Annotated in this window: 3 protein-coding genes; all 3 read right to left on the reverse strand. The window is 62.7% G+C overall.

Features of this window, described 5'->3' with window-relative positions; genetic code table 11:
- Positions 1-181 precede the first annotated feature (181 nt).
- Complete coding sequence (purQ, locus tag EOA86_RS34905; protein ID WP_127210828.1) at positions 182-850, reverse strand: phosphoribosylformylglycinamidine synthase subunit PurQ; 669 nt, start codon at positions 848-850, stop codon at positions 182-184.
- A 1-nt stretch (position 851) separates the two neighbouring features.
- Positions 852-1,094, reverse strand: coding sequence for a phosphoribosylformylglycinamidine synthase subunit PurS (gene purS / locus EOA86_RS34910; protein ID WP_065008292.1), 243 nt, complete (start codon positions 1,092-1,094; stop codon positions 852-854).
- Between the two features lie 42 nt (positions 1,095-1,136).
- Positions 1,137-1,323, reverse strand: a 187-nt coding sequence (locus EOA86_RS34915) for a phosphoribosylaminoimidazolesuccinocarboxamide synthase (RefSeq protein WP_348633384.1), incomplete at its 5' end; no start/stop codon positions are given.

The raw sequence follows: 1,323 nt of genomic DNA on the forward strand, positions 1-1,323 counted from the left end.
ATCGCCACCTGTTCCATGGCAAGCAGCGCCGCACTCTTGCCCGAAGGTGCCGGTGCGCTCTTCGGCTTCGATTGGCAGGAGGCGAGCACAAGGCCGGCGGTGGCGACGAGAGCGAGGCGGGCGATCGTCTGTCTCGGGCTCATGCGGCGCCTATTTCGAATTCGGAAAAAGGATGAAGATATCAAGCGGCGACGCCGAGGGCACTTTCGAACAGCGCCCGGCCGTCGCTGCCGCCATGCGCTGCTTCGATCAGGTTCTCGGGGTGCGGCATCAGGCCGAGCACATTGCCCTGGACGTTGATGATGCCGGCAATGTCGTTGATCGAGCCGTTGGGATTGGTGCCTTCGGCATAGCGGAACACGACCTGGCCTTCGCCTTCGAGCCTGCGAAGCGTCTCGGCGTCGGCAAAATAATTGCCGTCGTGATGCGCCACCGGCGAGCGGATGATCTGGCCCGGCCGATAGCGACGGGTGAACATCGTGTTGGCGTTGGCGATCTGCAGCTTGACTTGCCGGCAGACGAATTTCAGCGAGGTATTGCGCATCAAGGCGCCTGGCAGCAGGCCGGCCTCGACCAGGATCTGGAAGCCGTTGCAGACCCCGATGACCATCACGCCTTTGGCTGCCTTTTCGGCGACCGCCCGCATCACCGGCATACGCGCGGCAATGGCGCCGCAGCGCAGATAGTCGCCGAAGGAGAAGCCACCCGGGATGGTGATCAGGTCGACATCGGGGATCTCGGTGTCGGTCTGCCACACTGTGACCGGCGGCGTTCCCGAAATCTTGGTCAGCGCCGCGATCATGTCGCGGTCGCGGTTGAGGCCAGGCAGAAGAACGACGGCTGATTTCACCTCAGGCGATCTCCACTGCGTAATTCTCGATCACCGTATTCGCCAGAAGCTTGTCGCACATCGCCTTGAGATCAGCCTCGGCCTTGGCCTTGTCGCTCTCGGAGAGCTCGACGTCGAAAACCTTGCCCTGCCGCACCTGGCCGATGCCGTCAAAGCCCATCCCGGACAGCGCATGCTCGATCGCCTTGCCTTGCGGGTCGAGCACGCCATTCTTGAGGGTTACGGTAATGCGGGCCTTGATCACGCTGGACATGCTCCTGTTCGAAGTGTTGAGCGGCAAAGAATCTCAGTGCGGCTTGCCTTTGACGCCATCGGTAGAGGCGACGAGCACTGGTCCGGCGGGACGCGGCGGCTCGTTTTCGTTCATGATGCCGAGGCGGCGGGCGACTTCTTGATAGGCTTCGACCAGCCCGCCCATGTCGCGGCGGAAACGGTCCTTGTCGAGCTTGTCCTGGGTCGCCACGTCCCACAGA

This window comes from Mesorhizobium sp. M5C.F.Ca.IN.020.32.2.1 (assembly GCF_004023105.1).
GTDB classification, from domain to species: Bacteria; Pseudomonadota; Alphaproteobacteria; order Rhizobiales; family Rhizobiaceae; genus Mesorhizobium; species Mesorhizobium wenxiniae.